Genomic DNA, 23,194 nt, shown 5'->3' with positions numbered 1-23,194 from the left:
CACGATGGACTTCGCCTTCGACGCCCGCACCGAGGAGCTGCGCGCGAAGCTCGGCGCCTTTCTCGACGAGCACGTGTACCCGGCCGAGGCCGTCTTCGCCGCCCAGCACGAGCAGGCCGGGGCGGACGCGCACTGGACCGTGCCGCCGGTCGTGGCGGAGCTGAAGGCCGAGGCCAGACGGCAGGGGCTGTGGAATCTCTTCCTGCCCGGCGAGCTGGGCGCGGGCCTGACCAACCTGCAGTACGCGCCGCTGGCCGAACTCACCGGCCGCAGCCCCTTCCTGGCGCCCGCCGCCCTCAACTGCGCCGCGCCGGACACCGGCAACATGGAGGTGCTCGCCGAGTTCGGCACTCCCGAGCAGCGCAAGGAGTGGCTGGAGCCGCTGCTGTCCGGCGACATCCGCTCCGCCTTCGCCATGACCGAGCCGGACGTCGCCTCGTCCGACGCGACCAACATCGAGACCCGCATCGAACGGGACGGCGACAGCTACGTCATCAACGGCCGCAAGTGGTACATCTCCGGGGCGATGAACCCGGACTGCGCCGTCCTCATCGTCATGGGCAAGACCGACCCGGCCGCCGAACGGCACCGCCAGCAGAGCCAGATCCTCGTCCCGCGCGACACCCCCGGCGTGGAGGTACGCCGCGGCATGCGGCTGTTCGGCTACGACGACGCCGACCACGGCGGCCACGCCGAGGTCGTCTTCCACGACGTACGGGTGCCCGCCGCGAACCTCGTCGGCGAGGAGGGCGGCGGCTTCGCCATCGCCCAGGCCCGTCTGGGCCCCGGCCGCATCCACCACTGCATGCGGCTGATCGGCATGGCCGAGCGCGCGCTGGAGCTGATGTGCCGCCGCGCCGCCGCGCGGGTCGCCTTCGGCAAGCCGCTGGCCGCGCAGGGCGTGGTGCAGGAGTGGATCGCCGACTCGCGCGTGGAGATCGAGCAGCTCCGGCTGCTGGTCCTCAAGACCGCCTGGCTGATGGACACCGTCGGCAACAAGGGCGCCCACACCGAGATCCAGGCCATCAAGATCGCCACCCCCGCCACCGTCCAGCGCATCGTCGACCGCGCGATCCAGGCCCACGGCGCCGCCGGGGTCTCCCAGGACTCCCCGCTCGCCCGTCTCTGGTCCGGCGCCCGCAGCCTCCGCCTCGCCGACGGGCCCGACGAGGTCCACCGCCGCTCCCTCGCGCGTCGCGAACTGGCCCGCCACAGCTCCTGACGCGGTCCGTGCGGGCCCCGGCCGACACCGGGGCCCGCACGCGCGGCTACGGCACCAGGGCCAGCCGGCCCACCGTGCGGCCGTCCGCGACCGACTGGACGGCGGACGGGGCGTCGGACAGCGGGCGGGAGGCGACGAGGGGCCGGACCGTGCCGGCTGCGGCCAGGGCGGTCAGTTCGGTGTGGGCGGCGCGGACGGACTCCGGGTCGCGGGTGGCGTAGAGGCCCCAGTGGAGGCCCAGGATCGAGTAGTTCTTGACCAGGGCGTGGCTGAGTGCGGGGGTCTGGACGGTGCCGCCGGCGAAGCCGACCACCACGATGCGGCCCTCGAAGGCGACGCATTTGGTGGAGCGGGTGTAGGCGTCGCCGCCGACCGGGTCGTAGACGACGTCGGCGCCGCGGCCGCCGGTGGCTTCCTTGACGGCGGCGACGAAGTCCTCGGTGTGCCGGTCGACCACCAGGTCGGCGCCGATCGCGCGGGCGGCCGCCGCCTTCTCCTCGCCGCCGACGACGCCGATGACGTACGCGCCCGCGGCCTTGCCGAGCTGGACGGCGGCGCTGCCGACGCCGCCGGCCGCGGCGTGCACGAGCAGGGTCTCGCCGGGGCGCAGGGCGGCGCGGCGGTGCAGGCCGAACCAGCCGGTCTGGTAGCCGATGTGCAGCACCGCGGCGGCCGGGTCGTCCAGCGCCTCCGGTGCGGGCAGCACGCCCGCGGCGGGCACGACGGCGTATGCGGCGAAGGCGCCGCCGGGCAGGGCGGCGGTGCTGATGACGCGGTCGCCCTCGGCGAGACCCGTGACGCCGGGGCCGAGCGCGGCGATCTCGCCGCACAGCTCGACGCCGGGGGTGAAGGGCAGCGGCGGGCGGATCTGGTACTCGCCCCGGCACAGCAGCGCGTCGGGGAAGTTGACCCCTGCGGCGCGCACCCGCAGCAGCACCTCGCCGGGGCCGGGCTCGGGCTCCGGGACGTCGTCGAGGCGCATCACCTCGCGCGGTTCGCCGTTGCTGTGGACGCGCCATGCCTTCACGCGGGTGCTCCCGTCAGGGTCAGGACCGCCGCACCGAGTGCAGCAGCAGGTCGGAGAATTCGCCGGCCACCTGCTGCGCGGACAGCGGTCCGTCCGCGTGGTACCAGGTGCCGAGGTGGTGCACGGAGCCGAAGAAGAAGTCGACGACGAGGTCCGGCCGCAGGTCGGGCCGGAAGTGGCCGTCGCGCTGGCCCTCTTCGACGAGCGAGCGGAAACGTTCGTGGTAGCGGCGGCGCTCGGCGCGTACCGCCTTCTGCTTCTCCGGGCTGAGCTGGTGCATCGACCGGAAGAAGATCTTGGTGTCGTCCAGGTTCTGGATGCTGGTGACGACGACGTCGGCCGCGGCCTCCGCGAGCCGCTCGGGCACCGGGGTGCCGCGGGAGGCGATGGCGTCGAGCCGCTCGGTCTGGAGCCGCAGCACGCGGGCGTAGATCTCGTGCAGCAGGTCGTCCTTGGAGCCGAAGTAGTGGTAAAGCGCGCCCTTGGTGACGCCCGCGGCCTCGACGATCTCCTGCACGGAGGTGCGGTCGTAGCCGCGTTCGGCGAAGAGCCGGGTGGCCTCGGCGAGCAGCCGCTCGGGCACCGCCGCGGCCTGGCCGCCGCCCTCGGTGCGCCCCGTGCCGCCGCCTTCCCCCGTCGTCCCGCGTGCCATCCGCCTGCCCCTTCCTCGTGCTCCCCGTTCAGCCGTTGCGGCCGCTATGGACCTTATCCGGCCGTCAGCGCGTCATCCGGCCGCGGCCTTCAGCTCGCGGCGCAGGATCTTGCCGGTGGCGGTCTTGGGCAGTTCGGGCAGCACTTCCACCTCGCGCGGGTACTTGTACGCGGCCAGCCGCTCGCGGCAGTAGGCCACGAGGTCGGACGGCTCGGCCGTGGTGCCGGGGCGCAGGCTCACATACGCCTTCACGCTCTCCCCGCGGTAGGAGTCGGGGACGCCGACGACCGCGGCCTCGCGCACCGCCGGGTGCGTGTAGAGGACGTCCTCGACCTCGCGCGGCCACACCTTGAAGCCGGAGGCGTTGATCATGTCCTTCTTGCGGTCCACGACGTAGAGCCAGCCCTCGGCGTCCATGAAGCCGATGTCTCCGGTGCGCAGTTCGCCGCCGGGGAGGGCGGCGCGCGAGGCCTCCGGCCGGTTCCAGTAGCCGGGGACGACCATGGGGCCGCTGACCACGATCTCGCCCGTCTCGCCGAAGGGCACCTCGGCGCCCTCGTCGTCGATGATCCGCACCATGGTGCCGGGTCCGGGCACGCCGACCGCGAGGGTGCCGGACGCGGCGTCCACCGGCGCCTCGTAGCCGGGCGGGACGCTGGCGCAGGGCGCGGCGCACTCGGTCAGGCCGTAGCCGTTGGCCAGGTACAGGCCGCCGGCCCGCGCGCGGAAGGCCTCGACGACGGCGGGCGGCAGCGGGGCGCCGCCGGAGGAGATGAGCCGGAAGGACGCGAAGTCCTCGGGGGTGGCGTCGGGGCGGGCCAGCAGCGCCATGTAGGCGGTCGCGGGGCCGACGGTGTAGGCCGGGCGGTGCTCGCGGAAGGCGTCGAGGACGACCCCGGGCTCGAAGCGGTGGGCCAGCACCAGGGTGTGGCCGCCGGTCAGCGCCGCGGACAGCTCGCACACCATGCCGGTGATGTGGAAGAGCGGCGCCAGGGCGAAGACCGCGGAATCGGCGGGCAACGCCTGGACGCGCACCTGGCGGTGGGCGTTGAAGGAGATGTTGCCGTGGGTGTTGAGCGCTCCCTTGGGGCGGCCGCTGGTGCCCGAGGTGTAGCTGATCAGGGCGGTGTCACCGGCCGTCGGAAGGGGCAGGTGCGGGCGCGGCCCGGTGGCGGCGCGGGCGGCGGCGAGCACGTCCCGGGCGTCGTCGGCGGGCATCCGCGGCGCGGTGATCACACGCGGGTCGTCCCGCGTCTGCAGATCGCGCTCGCACGCGGTGAGCGCGATGCGCACGGACGTCGTCGCGACCGTCTCGCGCACGTATTCCGCCCAGGCGCTCTCGGAGCAGACCAGGGCGGCGGCGCCCGCGTCGGTGAGGATGTGCTCCAGTTCCGCGCGCTTGTACATCGGGTTGACGGGGATCGCCGCGCCGCCCGCCTTCCACACCGCGAGCAGCGCCACGACGAACTGCGGCACGTTCTGCAGCATGACGGCGAGCCGGTCGCCGGGGGCGAAGCCGCGGTCGGCGAGGTGGCGGGCCAGGCCGTCGGAGAGGTCGTCCAGCTCGCCGTAGGTCAGGGCGCCGTCGAAGTACGCGAGCGCGCGGCGCTCGGGGTGCTCGGCGGCGCGGGCGAGGAAGCCGTGCAGCACGGAGGGCGGGACGTCGCGGTCCTCGCGCTGCTCCTCGGTGAAGAACCGCAGCCACGGCTGGTCGGCGTATCCGGTCATGCGTCCTGCCCCTTCCCGGTGCGGCCCGCCGCCGCCTGCTCGTAGGCGCGCTGGAGCTTGTTCATCCCGCCGAGCCAGCGTTCCGGTTCGGCGGCGCGGGCCGCGTAGTAGCCGGCGACCTCGGGGTGCGGCAGGATCAGGAACCGCTCCTCGGCGATCCCGGCCAGCACCGCCCCGGCCACGTCCTCGGGCTCGATCGCGGTGGGCGCGAGCACCAGCTCGCCGGCCGGTCCGGCGGCGTCCAGCATCGCGGTGCGCACGCCCTGCGGGCAGACCGCGTGCACCCGGACACCGCGGTGGCGGTAGGTGAGCGAGAGCCACTCGGCGAAGGCCAGGGCGCCGTGCTTGGTCACCGAGTACGGCGCCGCGCCGACCATCGTGAGCAGCCCGGCGGCCGACACGGTCGACACGAAGCGCCCGCCGCCGCGCTCCAGCCACTCGGGCAGCAGGGCGCGGGCGGCGCGCACATGGCTCATGACGTTGACGTCCCAGGCCAGCTCCCAGGCGGCGTCGTCGGCCTCGGGGCCGCCGCCGGTCGCGACACCGGCGTTGGCGCAGAAGACGTCGATGCCGCCGCCGAGCGCGGTGCGGGCGGCGGGCACGATCCCGGAGGCGTCCCCGGCGACGACGGCGGCGCCGATCTCGTCGGCGACCTTGCGCGCGGCGGCCGCGTCGAGGTCGTTGACGGCCACGCGCGCGCCCTCGGCCGCGAAGGCGCGCGCCAGCGCGGCGCCGATGCCGCCGCCCGCGCCCGTGACGACCACCCGCGCTCCGCGCAGTGCTTCCACCACCATCGTGTCTCCCTCGACTCGACGTCCGGCCTCTCCCCCGTTCGCATACTAAGCGGTCGGTCACCCAATGCGGAAGGGCCGGACGGGAGGGCGACGGAGGCGGCGGGAGAGCGGGAGCGGACGCCCGGGCCCCGGCCGCCGTACCCCATCCGGCACCGCCGCGGGCCCACGACCTGCGCGGGAACGGCAAATTGACCAGGTTTCACCCGACCGAGGGATGGACGCGGTGACCGGAGGTGGGGATGCTGGGAACAGAGCGGACAATCTCGGATCTTTCCCTGATCCGGGACAGGCGAGGGGGAGCCATGACCGTGAAAAGCGTGCGGCCGTACTGGGATCTGACCTTCGACGCCGACGGCGATCCCGACCCGGAGCAGCGCGACGCGCTCCTCGCGCAGGCCGCCGGGCACACCGACCTGGTGCTCTTCTCCCACGGCTGGAACAACGACCTGTCCAGCGCCTGCCGCCTCTACGACCGCTTCTACGCGCCCTTCCCCGGGCTGCTGGCCGCCTTCCCCGCCGTACGCCCGGGGTACGTGGGGGTGCACTGGCCGTCCATGCGCTTCTCGGACGAGCCGATCGCCGACTTCCCGCACACCGGAGCGGTCGCCGGGCCCGGCGGCGACACCGGCCTCGCGGACATCGCCGTCCTCAAACGGGTGCTGCCCGGCCACGACGCGGAGGCCGACCGGATCGCGGAGCTGCTGCGGGAGCGGCCGGACGGGCCGGAGGCGCTGGAGGAGTTCGCCGGTCTGGTGCGGAAGCTGACCGGCGCGGGGCCCGCGTCCGCCGCCCTGGCGCAGGACACCGCCGAGGGCGCGGAGGAGGGGACGGGGGCCGCGCTGCCCGCGTTCCTCACCGCCAAGCCGGAGGCGGTGTGCCGCGAACTGGCCGACGCGCTGGCCGTGACGGTGGGCGGGGCGGACGACGCGGCGGGCGACGCGGAGGCGCTGCTCGGCGGGCTGGGCGGCAGGATCTGGGCGGGGGCGCGCGAACTGCTGCGCCAGGCGGCGTATTTCACGATGAAGGGCCGCGCGGGAAAGGTAGGCAAGGCGGGTCTCGGCCCGTTCCTGGGCCAGTTGGCGGAGCGTGCGCCGTGGACGAGGGTGCATCTGGTCGGGCACAGCTTCGGCGCCCGGCTGGTCTCCTTCGCCCTGGCCGGTCTGCCGCCCGCGGCGCACAACGTCGCGTCGGTCACCCTGCTCCAGGGGGCCTTCTCGCACTCCGCCTTCTCCCCCGGCGGCGCGCTCGACGGGGTGCAGCACCGGGTGCACGGGCCGGTCGTGGCCGGGTACTCCCGCCATGACACCGCGCTGGGCGTCCTCTACCCGCTGGTCTCCCGTCTCTCCGGCGACGACCGCTCCCTGCTGGGCGACAACCGCTGGGGCGCGCTGGGCCACGACGGCTTCCACGGCCTGCCGGCCGCCCCCGCGCTGGCCCTGGCCGCCGCTCTCGGCACGGGCTTCCCGCCCGCGGGCTGCGTGGGCGTCGACGCCTCGGCGACGGTCTGCCACGGCGGCCCGCCGTCGGGCGCCCACAGCGACATCTGCCATCCGGACCTGGCCCGTCTGACACTGCGGGCGGGCGCGCTCATCGCGTAGCCGGGGCACGCGGGGTGGGCCGGCCCCGGAAGGCCGGCCCACCGGTTCAGCCGCGCTTCCACCGCGACTCGGTCGCGGGTCAGGCGCAGATCAGGCCCGGTTCAGGCGCGGTTCAGCGGTGTGCGGGGAATTCCACGACCTGCTGGTAGGTCGGGCGGTTCTGCCAGCTGATGCGGTCGTCGGTGACACCGCCGAGCGGCCGCTGGACGATGGAGTCCGCGCACCACTGGTCGCCCGCCGAGCAACCGCCGTCGTCACCCGGGTAGACGGTGGTGGCCGGCACCGCGGCGGCCTGCTTGAGCGTGCTCAGCAGCATGTCGCGGCAGGCGGCGAGCTGCCCGCCGCCGCAGTAGGTCTGCGCCAGCGGTCCGGCGACCGGCTGCCCCAGCACCTTGCGCAGATCCTTGTCGACATAGCTCCACCAGCCGTACTGGAAGGAGCTTCCGGCGTGCGAGCCCGTCGGCCCGTGCCCGGCGGAGGGCGACTCGTCGACGGTGAGGTCGTCGGTGAGCGCCGTGTACAGGTCGCCGCCGAGGCCGGGCTGGAACTCGCCCTGCACGAGCAGCGGCCACCACGCGTCCATGACCCGTATCGCGTCCGCGTTCGCGTACGTGTGCGAGCCCGGCGAGGTCTCGTGCCGCTTGGTGCCCGCCGCCTGCCAGGCCGTCAGCTGCTGCACGGCCGCGGCCTCCTGCGGGTCGGTGACGGGCGCGCTGTTGACGACCTGGAGCAGGTCGGGCAGTACGTCCTCGCCGCGCAGGTCGGTGAGCGCCGCGTCGTCCATCGCCTTGGCCAGCGCGGACCTGGTCACCCCGCCGTGCTGGACGAGCACCTTGACGCGGTCCGCCAGCAGGTCGGCGCGGTGCACCGAGCCGTTGCCGAAGCCCGCGGAGGTGTATCCCGGGGCCTGCTTGTTGTTCCAGGAGATGTAGTAGTCCTGGTCGACGGACTGCGGGTGCTGGGCGGGCGGGGTGTAGGAGGCGGTGTTGACCGCCGGGTCCCAGCCGCGCCAGTCGTAGGCGGCCTGCGCCCACACCGGGAAGGACGCGTCCACACCGGCCGCCCGTACCGGGTTGGTGCCGCTGTTGTAGTAGGCGGTGTGCTGCGAGTCGGCGTAGAACCAGTTGAAGGTGTAGTTGATGTCCTGCGCGGCGGCCTGGAAGGACGCCGGGTCGTGGACGAACCCGGGGTCGTTCAGCTCCTGGAAGCCGATGATCGAGTCGGCCTCGTGCCGGTAGGAGCTGCGCAGCTGGGTGTAGGCGACCGCCTTGCCGCCCACCGTGGCGCGGTATTCGACCGGGCCGTAGGCGGTGCGCCAGATCTGCATACGGTAGGAGCCCGCCGCCGTGGAGTCGGCGAGCGTGGGCTTCCAGGAGTTGGTGCGCTCCAGCTTCTCCATGGCGGTGCACTGGCCGTGGAAGAGGTAGTGCGTGGCGTCCTGGCACAGCTCGACGGCGTAGGTGTCGGTGACGTCCTGGGACGCCGAGGTCGCGCTCCAGGCGTAGTCCTGGCCGCGGCCCAGCTCGACGTACATGCCCAGGCCCGCGAAGGAGGCGCCGCGGGCGCTGATGCCGGGGCCCTGGAGCTCCTGGAGCATCAGCAGCTGTGGCGCGAAGTAGCCGGTCTGCGGGCCGAAGACGGCGACCGGGTGGCCGCTGGCGGTGTGCGCTCCGCTCACCACGAGGGCGTTGGACATGCCCTTCTTGGTGGAGAACAGGTTGCCGGGCAGCACGCCCGGGCTCTTGGTGGTGGCCAGGGTGGCGCCGCCGGTCGCGTCGTAGACGAGCGGTTCGGCGGTGACGGAGCCGGGGTCGGGCAGCGCCTCGCCCTGCGCGGTGGCGGGCTTGCCCGCGTACGGGAAGCTGGTGCCGTCGTGGACGGTGGAGGTCGCCTCGGGGTCGTCCCGCTCGCGGAAGGACTCCCAGACGTTCGTGCCCTGCGCGACGCCGTACTTCTGCTGCGCGGCCAGCAGCGACAGCGCCGACTGCACCTCGCCGCCGCCCCCGGTGCCGAACAGCGCGCCGACCACGGAGGCGAGCGCGATCAGGTCGGTGAGCTGGAAGGGCTCGATGGTGCCGGCGTTGGTGATGGCGTCGACGTGGCCGGTCAGCACGTACTCACCGGGGAAGTAGCGGCCGTTCTTCGAGGCGGTGATGTAGGCGTTGATGCCGTCCACGTAGGCCTGCGCGTCGGCGAGTGCCTGCTGGCCGCGCGTGCCGGAGTTGTTGGCGAGCCAGTCGACCTGCGCCTGGAGGTCGGCCTCGGTGTACGGTGCCTGGCGCCAGAACTCCTGCTCCAGGCCGCGGTTGGCGGCGGCCCCGCCGGCGAAGGACGACAGCTCGCCGCGTCCGACGTGCCGGAAGAGGTCCATGAGCCACAGCCGGTCCTGCGCGGCCGCGTATCCGGCGCCGAACTCGGTGCCGGACCGCGTGGTGCCCTTGATGTGCGGGACGCCGGTGGCCTTGTCGCGGGTGATGGTGACGTCGGAGCGCGGGCTGCTGACCGAGGCCACCTGGCCCGCGGGGACGCCGAAGGAGGCGTCGTTGAAGAACTTGGTGATCGTCGCGTCGGTGAGGGTGGGGTAGCCGTCGGCGAGCGCGGCGTAGGGGCCGAGCTGGTCGGCGGTGTGCGCGGGGCGGGTGCCGAGCGCCTTGTTGGCGAGGATGTCGGCAAGGGTGGCGTTGCCGTTCTCGCCGGGCGGCAGGATGTCGGCGCACTGGCCCGCGCAGTAGTCGTTGGTGTCGGCGGCGTGCGCGGCCGGTGACGTGGGGGCCACAAGGGTCGCCGCGAGCGCGAGGAGGGCGCTCGCGGCGGCCGTTCTGAGCACGCCGATTCTGCCGATCCGTCGTGGGGTCCGTAGCGGCATGTCTGCTCCTTCCGGAAGCCGGTGCGCGGAGGTTACCGCCGGTTATCCCAGCCCGGAAGATGAACATGCGTCAGCTTTTCGACATCCCCACAACTCGCCGCGGCGGGCCGTGCGGTGCCGGACTCAGCCCGCCGCGCGCAGCACGAAGACGCCCCAGCCCAGATAGCGGCGGTTCCACTCCAGGTGGGTACGGCGGGCGTGGGCGAGGAAGGCGCGCATGTCGGCGGCGTCGCGGTGGTCGGCCGGGTGGTCGCGCAGCCAGTCGGAGATCGCGAACCACTGCCCGGCGGCGTAACGGTCCCAGCTGTCGCCGTCGGCGAGCACCATCTCCAGCAGTTCCGTGCCCGCCGCCTCGAACCGGTCCAGCGTGCCGACCAGTGACGTGAAGTCGTCGGCCGCCACCCCGTTCGCCTCCAGGGCGCCCTCGGGCGCGGGCTCGTTCCAGTACGGCTCGCCGATCAGCATCAGCCCGCCGGGCCGCAGCGCCGGGCGCAGCAGCTCGATCGTGCCGGTCAGGCCGCCGCCGATCCAGGTCGCGCCGACGCACGACACGACGTCGTACGCCCCGGGCTCCGCCTCGTACGCGCCCGCGTCGCCGCGGACGAACTCCACCGCGTCGCCGACCCCGAGTTCCGCGGCCCGCTCGCGCGCCGCGGCCAGGAAGACCTCGCTGAGGTCGACGCCGGTGCCGGTCGTGCCGTACCGCTCCGCCCACCGGACCAGCATCTCGCCCTTGCCGCAGGCCAGATCGAGGTGCCGCTGCCCCTTGCCGAGCCCGCAGATGTCACCGAGCAGCATCAGCTTCTCCTCGTTGAAGGGGTTCAGGATGCGGTGCCGGGACTCGGCGATCTCGTGGTGGCGCAGGCTCATGCGGTTCCTCGGCCTTCGGGCTCGTGCTCGTGCTCGTGCTCAGGTTGCTGCTCGGGTTGGTACTCGGCTGTGTCAGGAATCCTGCCGCAAGGCGTCGGCGGTGGCGCGGTCGGCCGGCAGGAAGGCCTCCAGTTTCAGCTCCGCGATCGTGACGTCGGCCGCGGTGGCGAAGACGGCGACGGTCGTCATCAGGCGCAGCGGACCGCGCGAGACGGAGTCCAGCTCCATGGGCACGGTGAAGCCCAGCGCGGCGTCGGCGCCCTCGCCGGGCGCGGGCACGTACCCCGCCAGCTCGTCGTACAGCGCCGCGAGCCGGTCGTCGGGGTTGCGCCGCTGCTCCTCGCGCAGCGCCTCGATGACGTGCCGGGCCCACTGCGGGAAGTTGCGGATACGCGGGGCCATGCCCGCCGGGTGCAGCGCCAGCCGCAGGATGTTGGCCCGTGGGCCGAGCAGTCCGGGGTCCGAGCCCTCCGTCATCACACCGAAGGCGGAGTTGGCGCCGACCAGGTCCCCGTAACGGTCGACGACGATCGCCGGGTAGGGCAGATGGCCGGTCAGGATGTGGTCGAGCGCCTCCAGGGCCGGGGCCAGCGCGGGGTCGGCGAGGTCGCGCTGCGGGTGGACGGGCGCGTAACCGGCCGCCAGCAGCAGCCCGTTGCGCTCCCGCAGCGGCAGCGCGAGCGAGTCGGCGATGCGCGCGACGAGGGCGCGGCCGGGGGTGGAGCGGCCGTTCTCGATGAAGCTGATGTGCCGCTGGGTGGTCCCGGCGCGCAGCGCCAGCTCCAGCTGGCTCAGCCGCCGCCGGGTGCGGCTGGCGCGCAGCGCCTCGGAGAAGGTCAGGCCGGCGGAGGGGCGCCCTGGGGTGGCGCCCGCGGCGGCCGGGCCTCCGCCGGTCCGGGCCGAGGGATGCCGCCCGGCGCGGGCGCCTTGAGCGGCTCCGCGGGCGGCGCGCGGCGGCTCACCGGGGGGCCGGGCAGACGGGGGAAGGGTGTTGCGAGGGGCGTCCACGGGTCCTTTCTAGCCGGGCCGGGTCGCACCGGCCATTCCCTGCCGGGAATTGAGGGCATGCCCGCGGCTCCCGACGATCGGCGGTATGACACGCGTACTCACCGATCAGCACACCGCGCTCACCGTCCCGGCCCCGGTCCCGGACCCGGACTACGGATCCGGCCCCTGGGCGGGGACCGACCGCGTCCGCCTCGGGGTCTTCGTGCCCAGCACCGCCGCGCAGTGGAACGCCGGGACGGATCCGCGAGAGGCCGTCGCCTTCGGCGTACGGGCCGAGCGGACCGGCTTCGACTCCCTCTGGGTCACCGACTCGCTGCTCACCCCGCGGCTCGAAGCCCTCAGCACGCTCGCCGCGCTCGCCGCCGTGACGGAGCGCGTCACGCTCGGCACGGGGGCCCTGCTGCCCGCGCTGCGCACACCCGTGCAGGCCGCGCAGACGATCGCCTCGGTCGACCTGCTGTCCGGCGGGCGGCTGGTGCTGGGGGTGGGCGCGGGCTTCCCCGGGCGCTTCGGGCAGCCCGTCTACGCGATGGCGGGCACGCCGTGGCCGCGCCGCTTCCGGCGGCTGGACGAGACGGTGGAGCTGTGGCGGCGGCTGTGGACGGGTGAGGGCCCGGTCACCTACCACGGTGAGGTGCTGCGCTTCGACGACGTCGCGCCCGGCATCCGCAGCTTCCGGCCGGGCGGCCCGCCGGTCTGGCTGGGCGGCGCCACCCCCGCCGCGCTGGCCCGCGCCGGGCGCCTCTACGACGGCTGGATGCCCTACCCGCCCGACCCCGCGGACTACGGCACGGGCCTCGCCGCCATCCGTACCGCCGCGGCCGGGGAGGGGCGCGGGGCGGCGCCCTTCACCCCCGCCCTCTTCGTGAACGTCCTGCTCACCGACGCGGCGGACGGCGGGCAGGCGGCCCTGGAGGCGTACGCGCGGGCCAACTACGGGCTGCCGCTCACGGAGATGGCGAAGATCCAGGCCCTCGCGGCGGGCACGCCCGAGGCCGTCGTGGACAAGCTCGGCCGCTACGTGGCGCAGGGCGCGCGGCATCTGGTGCTGCGCATGGCGGTGCCGGACATCGCCGGGCAGCTCGGGCAGCTCGACCGGCTCGTCGCGCTGCGGCCCGCACTCGACGCGCTGCTCGGCCGCGCAGTGCCGGACACGCGGCTCACCCGGACCGTGCCGGACGCGCCGGGCGCCGGGCGGCGTTGACAGCCAGGGGCACCGGAACCATGCTGAGCAAGCGCTTGGAAACCCCCGGGACCGGCCCGGCGCGCCGGTCCGCGAACCCGTCACCGCCCGGAGGCCCCGCCCATGTCCCAGCAGCCCCGCGTCTTCGCCTCGCCCGACGAGCTGCGGGCCGCCGTCGGTGAACAGCTCGGCTGGACGGACTGGCTGGAGATCGAGCAGAAGCGCGTCGACGCCTTCGCGGAGGCGACCGGCGACCGCCAGTGGATCCATGTCGATCCGGAGCGGGCGGCGCAGGGCCCCTTCGGCGGCACCATCGCGCACGGCTTCCTGACGCTGTCGCTCATCCCGTCGCTGACGCCGCAGCTCTTCCGGGTCGAGGGCGTGCGGATGGGCGTCAACTACGGCGTCAACAAGGTGCGTTTCCCCGCCCCCGTGCCGGTCGGCTCGCGGCTGCGCGCGACGGCGGTGGTCGCCGACGTGGCGGAGGCGAAGGGCGGCTTCCAGGTCGTCACCACGGTGACGATCGAGCGCGAGGGCGAGGAGAAGCCGGTGTGCGTCGCGGAGACGGTGGCGCGCTTCTACCTGTGAGCCGCGCCGTACCCGACAGCGGCGCCGTACCCGACAGCCGCGCCGTACCCGACAGCCGCGCCGTACCCGACAGCCGCGCCGTACCCGACAGCCGCGCCGTACCCGACAGCGGCGCCGTACCCGGCAGCCGCCCGGCACCTGCCGGTCAGACCCGGCCCTCCACCCCCACCATCCGCAGCACGAGGTCGGCGTACAGCGCGCCGACCTCGTCGGGCGTACGGCGCCCGGCGGGGTTGAACCAGCGGGCCACGTCGATGCACAGCGACAGCACGGCCAGCGTGGTGCCCGCCACCTCGGGAACGTCGAACTCCCCGGCGGCCACACCGTCGGCGATGATCGTACGGATCGCGTCCTCGCTCTGCCGCCGCAGCACCACGATCTCGGCGTAGTGGTCCTCGGCGAGCGCGCCCAGCTCGTACTGCACGACCCGGCCGGTGGTGTGGTGCTCGGCGTGCCAGCGCACGAAGGCGCTCACCGCCGAGCCCAGCCGGTCGGCGGCGCTGCCGCCACCGTCGCGCGCCTCGCCCAGCATCGCCAGCGAGCGCAGATGGCCGACCCTGCTGATCTGGTAGAGCAGCTCTTCCTTGGTCTTGTAGTGGATGTAGAGCGCCGCGGGGCTCATCCCGGCCCGCCCGGCGATGTCCCGGGTGGTCGTGGCGTGGTAACCGCGCTCGGCGAACGCCTCCACCGCGGCGATCACCAGCCGCCTGGCGGCGTCGGGGGTGACGTCCGCCCACGCCTCGCCGGTTGCCGCCTCCGCACTCATCGCTCGCACGCTCCTTGGACCCGTCGGCACGGCCGGTCGCCGTGGGCCGCCGACCGGTCGAACCGGCCGCACGGTTGTCAGGGTCACACCCTACCTGGGCGGGTGAGCAAGCGCTTAGCTGCGGCGGCGGGTCTCAGAAGGCGGACACCCCGGTGAGGGAACGTCCTATCAGCAGCTTGTGGATCTGGCTCGTGCCCTCGTACAGCGTCATGACGCGGGCGTCCCGCAGCAGCTTGCCCACCGGGTAGTCGTCGATGTAGCCGTAGCCGCCGAAGACCTGGAGCGCGTTGTTCGCGCAGCGCACCGCGGCCTCGCTCGCGTGCAGCTTGGCGAGCGACGACTCGGTCGCGAAGGGCTGCCCGCGGTCGATGAGGTCGGCGACCTGCCAGGTGAGCAGGCGGGCCGCCGCCACGTCCACGGCGATGTCGGCGAGCAGTTCCTGTACGAGCTGGCGCCCGGCGATCGGCGCGCCGAACTGCTCGCGCTGCCCCGCGTAGCCGACCGCGGCGTCCAGGCACGCCTGGGCGATGCCGACGCAGCCCGCCGCGACCGACATCCGCCCCTTGGCCAGCGCCGACATCGCGACCGAGAAGCCCTTGCCCTCGGGCCCGAGCAGCGCGTCCGCGGGGACGCGGACGGCGTCGAGGGTCAGCTCGGCGGTCGCCTGGCCGCGCAGCCCGAGCTTGCCGTGGATCTCCCGCCGGGTCAGCCCGGGGGTGTCGGCGGGGACCAGGAAGGCGCTGACCCCGCGGTGGCCGTCGGCGGCGGTGCCGGTGCGGGCGAAGAGCAGGACGACGTCGGCCCAGGTGCCGTTGGTGATGAAGGTCTTGCCGCCGGTGATGACGTAGCCGTCGCCGTCCCGGACCGCGCGCGTGGTCAGGTTCGCCGCGTCGGAGCCGGTGCCGGGTTCGGTGAGGCCGAAGCAGCCGATGGCGTCACCCGAGGTGAGCCGGGGCAGCCAGTGGCGCTTCTGCGCCTCACTCCCCCAGTGCGCGACCGACTTGGCGACCAGCCCGAGGGAGACCGACACGATGCCGCGCACGGAGGAGTCGGCGCGGCCCAGCTCCTCGGTGACCAGGCAGTACGCCAGGTGGTCGGTGCCCGAGCCGCCGTACTCCTCGCCGATGGTCAGGCCCAGGAAGCCGACCGCCCCGAGCTTCTTGACGATCGCGCGGTCCACCGCCTCGGCGCGGTCCCACGCGGCCGCGTACGGGACGATCTCGCGCTCGGCGAAGTCCCTGGCCAGGGCCTTCATGTCGGCCTGCTCGGCGGACAGCACGAACGTCACGGCCATCTCCCCACCCGCCCTTCCGTCCGGTGCGGCGCCCGCCCCCGTCCGGTGGTGTCGGATCCGTCCGGCGCGTGCCGGACCCGTCCGATGCCTGCCGGACCCGTCCGGCTGGAGGCAGAAACTACCATCGCTAGTTTTCTGTCGGCAGCCTCTACTATGTGCCGCATGGCCCGTCCCCGCAAGCCTCTGCTGAGCCGCGACCGCATCGTCACGACCGCGCTCGCGCTCGTCGACGCCGAGGGCCTGGCCGCGCTCTCCACCCGGCGGCTCGCGGCCGAACTGGGCGTGAGCGGCCCCTCGCTCTACAACCACTTCGCCACCAAGGAGGCGATCCTCGACGCCGTCGCCGACACCGTGATCGGGCAGGTCGACGTGTCGATGTTCGACGGCGGCGGCCCGGCGGGCGGGAGCGACTGGCGGCAGGCGCTGCTGGCGTGGGGCCGCTCCTACCGCGCGGCCCTCAGCGCGCACCCCAACATCGTGCCCTTCCTCGCGGTCGGCCCCGGACTGCGCCCCGCCGGGCTGCGGATGGCCGACGCCGTCTTCGGCGGCATGGTCGAGGCGGGCTGGCCGCCCGCCCAGGCCACCAGGATCGGCGCCGCGATGCGCTACTTCGTGACGGGCTCCGCGCTCGGCTCCTTCGCGGGCGGCTTCGTCGGCGACGCCACCGCGTACGACCCGGCCGACTACCCGCACCTCGGCCAGGCCCACCTGCTGGCCAGGCACCGCGAACGGATCGACGAGAGCGCCTTCGACACCGGCCTGCGGGCACTCATCGACGGCCTCGCCCTCCGGTACGCGGCCGAGGTGGCCGGGGCGGCGGACGCGGAGGACGCGGGGGACGCCCGGGGTCTCCCGCCGGAAAACGGCCCCCGGCAGGCGCACGGCGGCTGACAGGATGGCGCCATGTCGACTCCGGATCCAGCAGCGGCGGCGGGCGCACACGGCCTCGTCCAGGTCAACTACCACAAATACGACGGCACTCTGCACTGGAATCTGCGGATGCACCGGCTCGGCGAGGACGAGCACGGGGTGTGGCTCGGGCTGCCGCCGAACGGCGTGATGCGCAAGGGCCACAACCCCGGCATCACCGTCGCCGAGGCCCACGTCCTGCTCTTCCCGCGCGACGCGTGGTGGACGGCCGTCTTCAACGCGGCGCCGCGCAGCACCGAGATCTACTGCGACATCACCACCCCGCCGCAGTGGCCCTCGCGCGACGAGGTGACGATGGTGGACCTCGACCTGGACGTGCTGCGCAAGCGTGACGCGGCCGGGCCGATACTCGTCGACGAGGACGAGTTCGCCGAGCACCAGGTGCGGTACGGCTACCCGGCCGACGTCATCGCCTCGGCGCAGGCCTCCGCGCAGTGGCTGATGGACGCGGTGACGCGCGGTGCGGGCCCCTTCGGCGGCGCGCACGAGCCGTGGCTGGCGATGGTGGACCCGGTGGTGTGACGGAAGCGGGCCCGGTGACGTGACCGGGTGGCCCGGCGGCGTACGCGGGCAACCGGGCCCGGCGGCGTACGAGGGGCGGCGGGTTCAGAAGACGACGAGCGCGCGGCCGCCGCGGCCCGCCGTCATCGCCTCGAACGCCGCCGGGATGCCGTCCAGGCCGATCCGGTCGGTGACCATGCCGGACAGGTCGAAGCGGCCCTCGCGTACGTGCTCGGCCAGGACGGGCAGATCGACGGCCGGGTCGCAGTTGCCGTACACGCAGCCCGACAGCGTCCGGCCGAAGTAGAACAGCTCCAGCGCGCTGAAGGTGACCTTCTGGTCCTGGCCGCCGATGCCCACCACGATCGTCCGCCCGCCGCGCCGCGTGCAGGACCAGGCGGCGCGGACGGTCTCCGCGCGCCCCGCGCACTCGACGGCGACGTCGGCGCCGTATCCGCCGGTCAGGGCGCGGACGGCGCGGGCGGTGTCCTCGCCGGCGAGGAGGAAGTCGGTGGCGCCCGCGGCGCGCGCCAGCTCCTCCTTGCCGGGCGCCACGTCGACGGCGACGATCCGCCCGGCGCCCGCGATGCGCGCGGCCTGGAGCACCGCGAGGCCGACGCCGCCGATGCCGTGGACGGCGACCGACTCGCCCGCCCGGACGGCCGCCGCGTGGTGCACGGCGCCGTATCCGGTCAGTACCGCGCAGCCGAGCAGCGCGGCGTCCGTGAGCGGCACGCCCGGGGGCAGCGGCAGCACGGCGCCCGCGGACACCACGGTCTCCTCGGCGAACACGGCGGTGCCCAGGCCCGGGTGGAGCGGGCTGCCGTCGGCGGCGAGCGTCGCGTACGGCTTCGCGGCGGCGGCGCCCGCGTTGGCGCACAGCCACGGCTCGCCGAGCCCGCAGAAGTGGCAGCTGCCGCAGGCGGGCGCCCAGTTGAGCACCACCGGGGCGCCGGGGGCGACATGGGTGACGCCCTCGCCGACGGCGACGACCGTCCCGGCGCCCTCGTGGCCGAGCACCGCCGGGACGGGCTGGCGCAGCGTGCCGTTGGACAGCGACATGTCGGAGTGGCACACACCCGCGGCCGCGAGCCGCACCCGCACCTGGCCGGGGCCGGGGTCGGGCAGGTCGATGTCGGTGACGACCAGAGGTGCGTTGACGGCGGGCAGGACGGCGGCGCGGACCACGGCTGTCTCCTGATCGGTGAGGACGGGACGGGACGGGGCGGGACGGGGGCTGGGCGGACGGTGAGCGTACCGGGGTGTGCGGCGGGGGCGGCTTGTCGATGTGTCGACATACCGTCCCGCCGGGGCGTACGTGCCGGGCCGCCGTCCGGGTACGGGGACGGCGGCCCGGGCCGCGTCAGAACTGGAGCGACTTGGTCTGGAGGTATTCGGCGAGACCGTGCGGGCCCAGCTCGCGGCCCACACCGGACTGCTTGTAGCCGCCGAAGGGGGCCTGCGGGTTGAACCGGCCGCCGTTGATGTCGACCTGGCCGGTCTCCATGCGGCGGGCGAAGGCGACCGCGGCGTCCTCGTCGGCGCCCCACACCGCCCCGGCGAGGCCGTAGACCGTGCCGTTGGCGATCCGCAGCGCGTCCTCCTCGTCCTGGTAGCGGATCAGGACCACGACCGGGCCGAAGATCTCCTCCTGCGCGATCGCCATGCCGGGCTCGACGTCCGCGAAGACGGTGGGCCGGACGTAGTAGCCGCGCTCCAGTCCCTCCGGTGCCTCCGGGCCGCCCGCCACGACGCGGGCGCCCTCCTCGACACCGCGCCGGATGTAGCCGCGGACCCGCTCGCGCTGTCTGGCGTTGACCACGGGGCCGAGGCGCTCGCCGGGCACGTACTTGGCGGTGGCGGCCGCGGCGATCGCCACGGCCTCGTCGTAGCGCTCGGCGTCCACCAGCATGCGCGTCCAGGCGCTGCACGTCTGACCGGAGTTGGCGAAGACGTTGGCCAGGCCGACGTTCACCGCCCGGGCCAGGTCGGCGCCGGGGAGGATGACGTTGGCGGACTTGCCGCCGAGTTCGAGCGCGACACGCTTGACCGCGGATCCGGCGGCGGCGCCGATCCGCCGTCCGACGGCGGTGGAGCCGGTGAAGGACACCAGGTCGACGTCCGGGTGCTCGGCGAGCGCCTGGCCCGCGACCGGGCCGAGGCCGGTGACCAGGTTGAAGACCCCGGCGGGCAGCCCGGCCGCGGCCAGGATCTCCGCGAAGAGCTGCGCCACGAGCGGGGTGTCCTCGGCGGGCTTGAGCACCACCGTGCAGCCCGCGGCGAGCGCGGGGGCGACCTTGGCGACGATCTGGTGCAGCGGGTAGTTCCACGGGGTGATCGCGCCCACGACGCCGACCGGTTCGTGCAGCACCCGGGAATTGCCGATGCGCTCCTCGAAGGGATGCGCGGCGGCCAGGTCGGCGTAGCCGGCCATCACGGCGGTGGGCAGGTCGGCGTGCACGGCGGCGGCGAAGGCGGGCGGCGCGCCCAGTTCGGCGGAGACGGTCGCGGCGATCTCCTCCCGGCGCGCGGCCAGCAGGTCGCGGGCGGCCGCGAGGACGGCCGCCCGCCCGGCGGGCGGGGTGGCGGCCCAGCCGGGCAGCGCGGCGCGGGCGGCCCGTACGGCGGCGTCCACGTCCTGCCCGTCCCCGGCCGGGACACGGCCGACGACCTGCTCGGTGGCCGGGTCGAGCACCTCGATGAGGCCTTCCCCGGCGGCGGGCCGCCACTCGCCGCCGACGAACAGCGCTTCCCGCCCGGGGAAGACCCCGGTGGGCCGTCCGCTGCCGCCGCCCGCTCCCTGCGCCGCGGGGCGGCCCGCGCCTGCCCCGTCCGCCACGCCGTCCGTCCGCCCACCGTCAGTCATGCTCCACCTGCCGCCTTCCGAGTGCTCGCGTCCGCGCGTCCTGGTCCGTGCGCCTGCGTCCGTGCGCCTGCGTCCGTGCGCCTGCGTCCGTGCGCCGGTGCCTAGGTGCCGATGTCCGGGTCTCTGTGTCCGATGCCCAAACTAGCGCCGATAGTTTTACGGTGCCAGGGCCCACCGGGTGCCCGTGCCGCCCTGCGCGCCCGGGGGCGTACGCCCGCGGGGCCGAGGGGGACGGCGGCGGCCGGGTCAGTCCGCCGCCTCCACGCGTATCGGGAAGCCGTTGAGCACCGCGGTGCCGGAGAGCGGGTCGAGGCGGGTGCCGTCGAGGAGCTGGTTGACGTTCGCCCCGGGGTCGCGGGAGGCGACGGTCAGCCGGGTGCCGGTGCGGTCGTGGCCCCAGCCGTGCGGCAGGCTCAGCACGCCGGGTCGCAGCGTGTCGGTGATCTCGACCCGGGCGGTGATCTCGCCGCCGTCGCCCTTGATCCGGGCGAGCGCGCCGTCGGCGAGACCGAGCCGGGCGGCGTCGTCGGGGTGGAGCTGCGCGGTGCAGCGGTTGCTGCCGCCGGTCAGCGCCGGCACGTTGTGCATCCAGCTGTTGTTGGACCGCAGGTGGCGGCGCCCGATGAGGACCAGGCTCGCCGCGTCGCCGCCGCGTGCCACGGCGGCGCGCAGCCGCGGCACGTCGGCCGCCAGCGGCGGCGCCACCAGCTCCAGCGTGCCGGAGGCGGTGCGCAGCACCTCGGGCAGCCGGGGCCGCAGCGCCCCGAGGTCGATGCCGTGCGGGCGGTCCAGGACCCGGGCGAGCGTCAGCCCCTCCGGCGCCGCGCCGAAGCCGTCGCCGTAGGGTCCGAGCCGCAGCATCATGTCGAGCCGCCGCTCGTAGCCGGTGCGCCCCTCCAGCCGCGCGGCCAGCTCGGCCGGGGCGCGGCCGTGCACCGGCGAGTGCGGGTCGGCGGTCTCGGCGGTCAGCCTGCGCTCGACCGCCTGGGCGTCCACGGCGGCGGGGTCGGCGTCCGGCCCGCCCTGGCCGAGGACGGCGAGGATCAGCCGGGCCAGGATCTCCGGCTCGTCCATGGCGCCTTCGGCGAGCGGCACCGCGGGCCGGCTGTAGCGGACGGTGTTGCGCACCGCGAGGGTACTGAAGGCGAAGTCGTAGTGCGCGCTCTGCGCGGGCGGCGGGGGCGGCAGGACGACATGGGCGTGCCGCGAGGTCTCGTTGAGATACGGGTCGACGCTGACCATGAAGTCCAGCCCGGCCAGGGCGCGGTCCAGGCGCAGCCCGTCGGGCGCGGACAGCACGGGGTTGGCCGCGACCACGACGAGGGCGCGCAGCCGTCCCTCCCCCGGTGTGTCGATCTCCTCGGCCAGGGCCGCGGCGGGCAGCTCGCCCCTGGTCTCCGGGTGGCCGGCGACCCGGCTGTGCCAGCGGCCGGTCCGGAAGCCCTTGCCGGGGCGCGGCGGCCGGGGCGCCCGCGCGGTCGCCGACAGCGGGAACATCGCACCGCCGGGCCGGTCCAGATTGCCGGTCAGGACGTTGAGCACGTCCACCAGCCAGCTGGTGAGGGTGCCGAACTCGACGGCGGTGCTGCCGAGCCGCCCGTACACCACGGCCCTCTCCGCCGCGGCCAGCTCCCGGGCGAGGGCGCGGATGTCGGCGGCGGGCACGTCGCAGTAGGCGGCGACCTGCTCGGGCGGGAAATCCGCGGCGAGGGCGCGCAGTTCGTCCAGGCCCGACAGATACGGTGTCAGGTCGCCCGGGTCGGCGAGTCCTTCGGCGAGGATCACCTGCACCAGGGCGAACAGCAGGCCTGCGTCCGTGCCGGGCCGCGGGGCGATGTGCCGGTCGGCGATCCGGGCGGTTCTGGTGCGGTGCGGGTCGATCACCGTGAGCCGTCCGCCGCGCCGCCGCAGCGCCCGGAGCTTGCCGGGGAAGTCGGCGGCGGTGGCCAGACTGCCGTTGGAGACCAGCGGATTGGCGCCGATCAGCAGCAGGTGCCCCGTGCGGTCCAGGTCCGGCACCGGGATGGCGTTGGAGTCGCCGAAGAGGTAGCCGCAGCTGACGTGCTTGGGCATCTGGTCGAGCGTGCTGGCGGTGAAGACGGAGCGGGTGCGCAGCGCGGCCGGCAACTGCGCCGGGTAGAGGCCGCCGGCCATCGTGTGGACGTTGGGGTTGCCCAGGACGACACCGACCGCCTCGCCGCCGTGCGGACCGGTGACGGCGCCGAGCCCGGCGGCGACCGCCGCGAAGGCCTCCGCCCATGTGGCCTGTTCCAGCACGCCGTCACGGCGGACGAGCGGGCGGGTGAGCCGGTCGGGGTCGGCGTCCAGCGCGCCGAAGGAGGCGCCCTTGGGGCAGACGAACCCGGCGCTGAAGACGTCCTCACGGTCGCCACGGGCGTGCGTGACCCGGCCGTCCTCGACGGTCAGGACGAGGCCGCAGGTGGCCTCGCAGAGCGGGCAGATGCGCAGGGCGGTCCGGGACATCGGTGCCCCCTTCCTCTCCTCGGCGACGTCGGCGAGTGTCGTCCTCGACACTACCCACCGGTACTGACAACGGCACCGCCCCGCGGGGTCGCGGACGGTTTCGGGCCGGTGGGCGGTGGGGCGTTGGCGGTCTCCTCCGGCTCCCGCCGGGATCCGGGCGGGCGGGCGCCTGTCGGGCGGCGAGCGGGCCGCCCCCCGTCAGTCCAGGACCGTCGCCAGGTAGGCCAGCAGCAGCGCCTTCGTCTCGGCGACGAGCTGCGGATCACCCTCCGGGTCGGTGCGGAAGGCCAGTTGCAGTGCGGCGTCCGCCGCCTCCACGGCGACGGTGAGCGCCATCCGCAGCCGCGGGTCGGCGGGGTCGGCGGTGAGGCGGTCGCCGAGCAGTGCGGGGAGCCGTTCGGCGAGGTCGTGGTTGGTCTCGCCCGGCACCCCGAAGTCCAGCAGCGCGAAGCCGGGGGCGGTGCGCTTCATGGCGGTGTACTCGTCGACCAGCACCTCGACGGCGGAGCGCCAGCCGCTCGGGGCGCCGGGCGCGTCGAGCCGGGCAGCGGTCCTGGCCAGGAACTCGTCGAGGTTGCGGTGCGCGAGGGCGTCGGCCATCGCGCGCTTGTCGGCGAAGAAGCGGTAGACCGAGCCGATCGGCACCCCCGCGCGGGCGGCGACGGCCCTGGTGCTGAGCCGCTCGTAGCCGCCCTCGTCGAGGAGCCGCGCGCAGGCGTCGAGGATGCGCTCCAGCCGCTCGGTGCTGCGCTGCTGGACGGGCGTGCGGCGCAGCAGGCCGCCGTCCGCACCCGGTCGGCCGCCGTCGCCCGTCATC

At 74.7% G+C, this 23,194-nt stretch carries 19 protein-coding genes; 6 read left to right on the top strand and 13 right to left on the bottom strand.

What is annotated here, in order from left to right; genetic code table 11:
• Positions 1-4: 4 nt before the first annotated feature.
• A complete protein-coding gene (locus tag ACH4PY_RS28280) occupies positions 5-1,222 on the top strand; it encodes an acyl-CoA dehydrogenase family protein (protein WP_398188840.1) in 1,218 nt (405 codons plus the stop codon).
• Between the two features lie 46 nt (positions 1,223-1,268).
• Here ACH4PY_RS28280 and ACH4PY_RS28275 read toward each other — a convergent pair whose 3' ends face one another.
• From ACH4PY_RS28275 to ACH4PY_RS28260, 4 genes are all read right to left on the bottom strand, one after another.
• Complete coding sequence (locus tag ACH4PY_RS28275) at positions 1,269-2,249, bottom strand: NADPH:quinone oxidoreductase family protein (RefSeq protein ID WP_398188837.1); 981 nt, start codon at positions 2,247-2,249, stop codon at positions 1,269-1,271.
• Between the two features lie 19 nt (positions 2,250-2,268).
• Entirely contained in the window at positions 2,269-2,901 is a 633-nt protein-coding gene (locus tag ACH4PY_RS28270; protein ID WP_398188834.1) for a TetR/AcrR family transcriptional regulator, read from the bottom strand.
• A 72-nt stretch (positions 2,902-2,973) separates the two neighbouring features.
• The gene (locus ACH4PY_RS28265; RefSeq protein WP_398188832.1) at positions 2,974-4,629 is read right to left on the bottom strand and encodes an AMP-binding protein; all 1,656 of its coding nucleotides are present in this window, start codon (positions 4,627-4,629) and stop codon (positions 2,974-2,976) included.
• On the bottom strand, positions 4,626-5,423 hold the full coding sequence (locus ACH4PY_RS28260) for an SDR family oxidoreductase (RefSeq protein WP_398188829.1): 798 nt from the start codon (positions 5,421-5,423) through the stop codon (positions 4,626-4,628). Before ACH4PY_RS28260 ends, ACH4PY_RS28265 begins: the two co-directional genes overlap by 4 nt.
• Before the next feature lie 302 nt (positions 5,424-5,725).
• Between ACH4PY_RS28260 and ACH4PY_RS28255 the strand changes: the two genes are divergently transcribed.
• Positions 5,726-7,021, top strand: a complete 1,296-nt coding sequence (locus tag ACH4PY_RS28255; RefSeq protein ID WP_398188825.1) for a serine-threonine protein kinase — start codon at positions 5,726-5,728, stop codon at positions 7,019-7,021.
• Positions 7,022-7,133: 112 nt separating this feature from the next.
• On the opposite strand, the gene ACH4PY_RS28250 is transcribed toward ACH4PY_RS28255, so the two are convergent.
• The 3 genes from ACH4PY_RS28250 to ACH4PY_RS28240 form a co-directional block, all read right to left on the bottom strand.
• Positions 7,134-9,887, bottom strand: a complete 2,754-nt coding sequence (locus ACH4PY_RS28250; RefSeq protein ID WP_398188822.1) for a penicillin acylase family protein — start codon at positions 9,885-9,887, stop codon at positions 7,134-7,136.
• A gap of 123 nt (positions 9,888-10,010) precedes the next feature.
• Complete coding sequence (locus ACH4PY_RS28245; RefSeq protein ID WP_398188818.1) at positions 10,011-10,757, bottom strand: SAM-dependent methyltransferase; 747 nt, start codon at positions 10,755-10,757, stop codon at positions 10,011-10,013.
• A 72-nt stretch (positions 10,758-10,829) separates the two neighbouring features.
• Complete coding sequence (locus ACH4PY_RS28240) at positions 10,830-11,597, bottom strand: helix-turn-helix domain-containing protein (protein WP_398189119.1); 768 nt, start codon at positions 11,595-11,597, stop codon at positions 10,830-10,832.
• A 253-nt stretch (positions 11,598-11,850) separates the two neighbouring features.
• On the opposite strand from ACH4PY_RS28240, the gene ACH4PY_RS28235 reads away from it, so the two are divergent.
• Positions 11,851-12,969 (top strand): LLM class flavin-dependent oxidoreductase, encoded by a 1,119-nt coding sequence (locus ACH4PY_RS28235; RefSeq protein ID WP_398188815.1) that lies wholly within the window; start codon positions 11,851-11,853, stop codon positions 12,967-12,969.
• 102 nt (positions 12,970-13,071) lie between these two features.
• Positions 13,072-13,536, top strand: a complete 465-nt coding sequence (locus tag ACH4PY_RS28230) for a MaoC family dehydratase (RefSeq protein WP_398188812.1) — start codon at positions 13,072-13,074, stop codon at positions 13,534-13,536.
• A gap of 145 nt (positions 13,537-13,681) precedes the next feature.
• Here the strand turns inward: ACH4PY_RS28230 and ACH4PY_RS28225 are convergent, their stop codons facing one another.
• Complete coding sequence (locus ACH4PY_RS28225; protein WP_398188809.1) at positions 13,682-14,302, bottom strand: TetR/AcrR family transcriptional regulator; 621 nt, start codon at positions 14,300-14,302, stop codon at positions 13,682-13,684.
• Positions 14,303-14,435: 133 nt separating this feature from the next.
• Complete coding sequence (locus ACH4PY_RS28220; protein ID WP_398188807.1) at positions 14,436-15,596, bottom strand: acyl-CoA dehydrogenase family protein; 1,161 nt, start codon at positions 15,594-15,596, stop codon at positions 14,436-14,438.
• Positions 15,597-15,758: 162 nt separating this feature from the next.
• Between ACH4PY_RS28220 and ACH4PY_RS28215 the strand changes: the two genes are divergently transcribed.
• Entirely contained in the window at positions 15,759-16,487 is a 729-nt protein-coding gene (locus tag ACH4PY_RS28215; protein WP_398188804.1) for a TetR/AcrR family transcriptional regulator, read from the top strand.
• 12 nt (positions 16,488-16,499) lie between these two features.
• Entirely contained in the window at positions 16,500-17,048 is a 549-nt protein-coding gene (locus ACH4PY_RS28210; RefSeq protein ID WP_398188802.1) for a DUF402 domain-containing protein, read from the top strand.
• Positions 17,049-17,132: 84 nt separating this feature from the next.
• Here the strand turns inward: ACH4PY_RS28210 and ACH4PY_RS28205 are convergent, their stop codons facing one another.
• From ACH4PY_RS28205 to ACH4PY_RS28190, 4 genes are all read right to left on the bottom strand, one after another.
• The gene (locus ACH4PY_RS28205; RefSeq protein WP_398188799.1) at positions 17,133-18,215 is read right to left on the bottom strand and encodes a Zn-dependent alcohol dehydrogenase; all 1,083 of its coding nucleotides are present in this window, start codon (positions 18,213-18,215) and stop codon (positions 17,133-17,135) included.
• Positions 18,216-18,390: 175 nt separating this feature from the next.
• Positions 18,391-19,893 (bottom strand): aldehyde dehydrogenase family protein, encoded by a 1,503-nt coding sequence (locus tag ACH4PY_RS28200; protein WP_398188796.1) that lies wholly within the window; start codon positions 19,891-19,893, stop codon positions 18,391-18,393.
• Positions 19,894-20,139: 246 nt separating this feature from the next.
• Positions 20,140-22,377 carry a molybdopterin-dependent oxidoreductase gene (locus ACH4PY_RS28195; protein ID WP_398188793.1) on the bottom strand — a complete coding sequence of 746 codons (2,238 nt, stop codon included), beginning with the start codon at positions 22,375-22,377 and terminating at the stop codon, positions 20,140-20,142.
• Between the two features lie 198 nt (positions 22,378-22,575).
• Complete coding sequence (locus ACH4PY_RS28190; protein ID WP_398188791.1) at positions 22,576-23,193, bottom strand: TetR/AcrR family transcriptional regulator; 618 nt, start codon at positions 23,191-23,193, stop codon at positions 22,576-22,578.
• Between the last annotated feature and the right edge of the window lies 1 nt (position 23,194).

Origin of the sequence: Streptomyces sp. NPDC021224 (assembly GCF_044332905.1) — a bacterium.
Classification (GTDB): domain Bacteria; phylum Actinomycetota; class Actinomycetes; order Streptomycetales; family Streptomycetaceae; genus Actinacidiphila.
This window is presented reverse-complemented; position numbering and strand designations above follow the sequence as displayed.

Bases quoted from the DNA above. Each gene is read 5' to 3' on its own strand.
- ACH4PY_RS28280 (WP_398188840.1), top strand. From the start codon at position 5: ATGGACTTCGCCTTCGACGCCCGCACCGAGGAGCTGCGCGCGAAGCTC.
- ACH4PY_RS28270 (WP_398188834.1), bottom strand. From the start codon at position 2,901: ATGGCACGCGGGACGACGGGGGAAGGCGGCGGCACGGGGCGCACCGAG.
- ACH4PY_RS28265 (WP_398188832.1), bottom strand. From the start codon at position 4,629: ATGACCGGATACGCCGACCAGCCGTGGCTGCGGTTCTTCACCGAGGAG.
- ACH4PY_RS28260 (WP_398188829.1), bottom strand. From the start codon at position 5,423: ATGGTGGTGGAAGCACTGCGCGGAGCGCGGGTGGTCGTCACGGGCGCG.
- ACH4PY_RS28255 (WP_398188825.1), top strand. From the start codon at position 5,726: ATGACCGTGAAAAGCGTGCGGCCGTACTGGGATCTGACCTTCGACGCC.
- ACH4PY_RS28250 (WP_398188822.1), bottom strand. From the start codon at position 9,887: ATGCCGCTACGGACCCCACGACGGATCGGCAGAATCGGCGTGCTCAGA.
- ACH4PY_RS28245 (WP_398188818.1), bottom strand. From the start codon at position 10,757: ATGAGCCTGCGCCACCACGAGATCGCCGAGTCCCGGCACCGCATCCTG.
- ACH4PY_RS28235 (WP_398188815.1), top strand. From the start codon at position 11,851: ATGACACGCGTACTCACCGATCAGCACACCGCGCTCACCGTCCCGGCC.
- ACH4PY_RS28230 (WP_398188812.1), top strand. From the start codon at position 13,072: ATGTCCCAGCAGCCCCGCGTCTTCGCCTCGCCCGACGAGCTGCGGGCC.
- ACH4PY_RS28225 (WP_398188809.1), bottom strand. From the start codon at position 14,302: ATGAGTGCGGAGGCGGCAACCGGCGAGGCGTGGGCGGACGTCACCCCC.
- ACH4PY_RS28220 (WP_398188807.1), bottom strand. From the start codon at position 15,596: ATGGCCGTGACGTTCGTGCTGTCCGCCGAGCAGGCCGACATGAAGGCC.
- ACH4PY_RS28215 (WP_398188804.1), top strand. From the start codon at position 15,759: ATGGCCCGTCCCCGCAAGCCTCTGCTGAGCCGCGACCGCATCGTCACG.
- ACH4PY_RS28210 (WP_398188802.1), top strand. From the start codon at position 16,500: ATGTCGACTCCGGATCCAGCAGCGGCGGCGGGCGCACACGGCCTCGTC.
- ACH4PY_RS28200 (WP_398188796.1), bottom strand. From the start codon at position 19,893: ATGACTGACGGTGGGCGGACGGACGGCGTGGCGGACGGGGCAGGCGCG.
- ACH4PY_RS28195 (WP_398188793.1), bottom strand. From the start codon at position 22,377: ATGTCCCGGACCGCCCTGCGCATCTGCCCGCTCTGCGAGGCCACCTGC.
- ACH4PY_RS28190 (WP_398188791.1), bottom strand. From the start codon at position 23,193: ATGACGGGCGACGGCGGCCGACCGGGTGCGGACGGCGGCCTGCTGCGC.